Here is a 3,902-nt window from a genome sequence, read left to right as displayed (position 1 = left end):
CGGCCCCTGCCGTCGTTGTCGCTCCGGTGGTCGTTCCTGCAGGTGGCGTCACAACCGCTGTCGTGGCTCCGGCGGTCGTCACTCCAGTCGTGGCTGCTCCCGTGTACATGATGGCTCCGCCTCCTCCTTTCATGCTGTTGAGCCAGCAAAGTTCGGGTTCGGAGCCTTCCGTCGATCCGGTATGGACGCATGAGGTCAAGGATGGCAAGGCCACGATCAACCTCGGCGACAAATATACGATCACAGCCAATGAGAAGGATGGCACCTGGACCGTCCGCAACAACCAGACCGGCCATGTCACGAAGATCCATGGCGATCCCCATGTTGACGCTAACGGGGACGGCAAGGATGACTTCGACTTCAAGAAAGATATGACCTTCCAGCTCGACGATGGGACCAAGATTACCGTCAATAATGTCGACTACGGTAATGGTGAGACCATCTCCTCAAGGCTGACCATTACGAACGGCCACAACGCGATGGTTGTGGAGGGGCTCGGCGACGACAAGGATGGCAAAAACAATCTGAGGGTGACTCAGTCCAACGCTGGCATGACTCTTGATGAGCTGACACCCGATGGTGCCCAGACGATCCATGAGAGCGGCCAAGGCTGGGTCGATGGCGCCGGCGGCGTGGTGAATCAGGCGAGTATCGATGCCGGCGAACAGGGTCGCGCGCCGGGCAACTACCAGTCTGCAAGCGCAACGCCTGCCAGTGCAACACCCGTGTTCTTCGTTCCTCCTCCACCGCCGCCTCTTGCGATGGTTCCGTTTGCCGTCGCTCAGACGCCAGCGCCGTCATCTCAGCCAGCGCCAGTGTGGTCGCACGAGGTCAAGGACGGCAAGGCGACGATCAACCTTGGTGATAAGTATACGATCACAGCCGATGAGAAGGACGGCACCTGGACCGTTAGGAACAACCAGACCGGCCATGTCTCGAGGATCCACGGCGATCCTCACGTCGATGCTAATGGCGACGGCAAGGACGATTTCGACTTCAAGAAAGGTATGACCTTCCAGCTCGACGACGGCACGAAGATTACGGTGGACACGGTCGATTATGGCAAGGGAAAAACCATCTCCTCGAAGCTCACCATCACCAACGGCGACAATGCCATGGTTGTGGAGGGACTCGGCGACGACAAGGATGGGAAAAACAATCTGAAGGTCACGCAGTCTAATGCTGGGCGAACGCTTGATCAGCTGACGTCCGATGGAGCTCAGACAATCCATGAGACAAATCAGGGGTGGGTTGACAACTCCGGACGCAAGGTGACGCAGTCGGTGATCAACCACAATGAGAACCCGGATGCGCCGCCGGATTTCAAGACGATGATGCGCGAGGCCATGTTCCGGCGCATTTTCGGTCGCGATGCACAGCCGGCATGAGGCCTGATCCCGGGGATGTCGGAAACTCGTGGAAGCGGGCGCTAGCGCCCGCCTTTCATTTTCGCCAAACGGCCGCGAGAAGGGCAGCTTGGCGATCTATCGATTTAGGATCGACGGTAACAGCCAGATTGTCTTGGCAATCGCAGCCTTGGCGCCGACAAACGGGCGGAGGGCCTCCAGACCCGGCTACCCGGCTAGAATTGCTGCGGCGCGTTGCCGGCGATGGAGGCGCTGCACGGGAACGGTGCTCTCAGGTCTGTCTGCACGTCAACGTCCTGCAGATGCAGGCGTCGCAGCGAAAATCCCGGCCAAGATCGTAGATTGGATTGGGGACGGCCTCGGCGGCGCGATCTACCCTCGGCTCAAAAGCATAAGCCACTGTTTCGCGTTGAGCCCTGCCTGTCTTTAGCCTACCAAGCCGGGCGTGAACCCTTGCGCTCCCAGAACATCCATCATCCTCTCACGAAGCCGGAGGCGCCATGGCTTTGAGCATCACCATTTCCGTCAAAGTCTGCTGTTGGGGACGCCAAAGGGACGTCGCAGCAGCCCGCTGCCAAAAAGATCCAGGTGCATTCGGATTCGCGGAGCAGTTCGCAGCGGACCTGAAAGATCATAGAATGCGCATCTAACTGCTGGCGTGTGCCAAGTCTCACTTGGCACGTCTTCGATTCAATCACCAGGCGGCCGTATCGCTATCTGGCGCCGACCATCGGCTCATCCATCATCAAGCTCGCTCATGGCCTCATCCATATCCGACTGCGAATCGCTTATGACTTGCGTCGCGACGGAAACGAGAGCCTTTTCGAATGCTCGGCGCAGTAGCGCTGCACGCGTGTCATCGCCGCCGTTCTCGGCGGTGTCGGAGGGGGCGCCAACCTGCGACGCTGTTGCATTGATATCGGCTGCGTCTGCGTTCATGTCGTAACACCCGGATAGCGGCGTCGCCTAGATGACCTATCCTCTTCATGCTAGCAGGAGCAGCTTGCGAAAAGCTGACTAAGATCGAGCTTCCTTGGCGGCTTCATCCATGATCGAGAAGGATCATGAGCACGCGCCAGCGGAAGTGATGACATTCAAAGCGGCGCGCGATGCTGCTGTCGAGCTGGCTGCACGCAAGCGGGCCAATCTCGTCAAGGTGCTGCCTTAAAGCATTGCGGACTCAGGGCTTTACCTCCGACGGTTCAATCACGAAGTAGCATGTACCGGGGCGAAGGCCGCATACGTTATCGCAGGTGCACGAGCCGCCATCACATTCGTCTCCTTTTCCGCCAGTTAGCAATTCGTGGAACAGAAACGCGCCCTCTGCAAATTCCTTTGCGTTGCCTTGGCGAACTCCTCGGATACCGTTTTTCGATTGAGCGATTGCTTTCGTATACAGATGAAGTTTCGGGCAGTTCGCAGCAATGCCGAACGCCGCGCCCTGCAGAAATGCAACGCTTCGGCCATCGGCGTGCGCTGATGATGAGCACGGCCGTTGTTGGCGATTTGAACAACATCAGACCTCTTGTCCCCATAACACCATACCGATTGCGGCGCTAAAGCATCGCTACCCTGCTGTTGGCTGATCTTCCTTATCCGCGCCGCGCATCACGATCTTCAGCGCATCATCCGGCAACGGCCGCTGCAATGCCTTTGCTTCATCCCGCGGCGCGCGCATCCATACGTCGCGCTCCTCATCGGTCGTCAGGAAGCCATAAACGAGGTGAGGGCCGGGGGCCGGCTTGGACTTGGTGCCCCGGTCGCCCTTGAACCCGGTCCAGATGCCCGCGATCAGATGGGCATGGCGGCTACCGGCCGGTTGTACACGCCGCTCGCGGGAGAGATCGACAGGCGCGCAGCCAGCCAAGGAGCAAGGTTGTGTTCCAGCCAGCCATGGCAATCGCTGATGAGCGATCCTCATCAGTGGTCGCGTTGTCGACCGTGGTGAGGCATCCGGGCGAAACTTTGCGCCGCAATGCTGCTCGAAGAACAGGGAGTCGTCCAGAAACCTGACGGCGTTTGCCCCTGAGGTTGGTGAGCGTGATTTTGGTTTGATGAGCGCTCATCCATGCGAATAAGTTGCTGAGAAACACGATGCCAGCAGGTCGGACAAAGCCGAGATTGCCGAAATCGTTGATGACCTCCGGCGGCCAGCCGTTGACGGCGTGCGCCGCAAGATCGGCCGCAACCTTCGACAGGGACAGTCCATTGAATGGTACCGTCAAATTAACGAATTGGAGCGGCGGAGGGGTAGACGACCGGCAGACCGCCCGGGACCCTCTTTATCGCCGCCATCGCACCGGAAGTGATCAGTTATCCCGTTTGGTTATATTTCCGGCTTCCCTTAAGCTTGCGGATGGTCGAGGAAATGCTGGCGGCGCGTGGCATTGGCGTGACCTATGAAACCGTGCGCCAGTGGGGACGGAAATTCGGCAAGCCGTTCTCCGATCGGATCCGCCAGCGCACTCCCCCTCGCGGTGACAAATGGCATCTGGACGAAGTCGTTATCTCGATCGCGGGCGAACAACATTGGCT

The 3,902-nt window shown here is 58.8% G+C and carries 2 protein-coding genes and 2 pseudogenes; 2 read left to right on the top strand and 2 right to left on the bottom strand.

The features are described 5' to 3' along the window. The coding region (locus tag IC66_RS0141770) for a DUF1521 domain-containing protein (protein WP_038937419.1) at positions 1-1,388 on the top strand (1,388 nt) is incomplete at its 5' end. Between the two features lie 714 nt (positions 1,389-2,102). Here IC66_RS0141770 and IC66_RS0141765 read toward each other — a convergent pair. Both IC66_RS0141765 and IC66_RS0141750 read right to left on the bottom strand, forming a co-directional pair. Continuing rightward, a complete protein-coding gene (locus IC66_RS0141765; RefSeq protein ID WP_011084467.1) occupies positions 2,103-2,306 on the bottom strand; it encodes a hypothetical protein in 204 nt (67 codons plus the stop codon). Between the two features lie 628 nt (positions 2,307-2,934). Continuing rightward, positions 2,935-3,177 (bottom strand): annotated as a pseudogene (locus IC66_RS0141750) (hypothetical protein); the annotation flags it as partial. A 398-nt stretch (positions 3,178-3,575) separates the two neighbouring features. On the opposite strand from IC66_RS0141750, the pseudogene IC66_RS0141745 reads away from it, so the two are divergent. After that, positions 3,576-3,902, top strand: a pseudogene (locus IC66_RS0141745) (hypothetical protein); the annotation flags it as partial.

It is taken from the genome of Bradyrhizobium genomosp. III (genome assembly GCF_000261705.1).
GTDB lineage: Bacteria > Pseudomonadota > Alphaproteobacteria > Rhizobiales > Xanthobacteraceae > Bradyrhizobium > Bradyrhizobium ottawaense.
The sequence above is the reverse complement of the archived record's forward strand: the minus strand, read 5'-3'. Positions and strand labels throughout refer to the sequence as shown.

What these genes read in the sequence shown, in the direction of transcription:
- IC66_RS0141765 (WP_011084467.1), bottom strand. Translation starts at nt 2,306, where the DNA reads ATGAACGCAGACGCAGCCGATATCAATGCAACAGCGTCGCAGGTTGGC.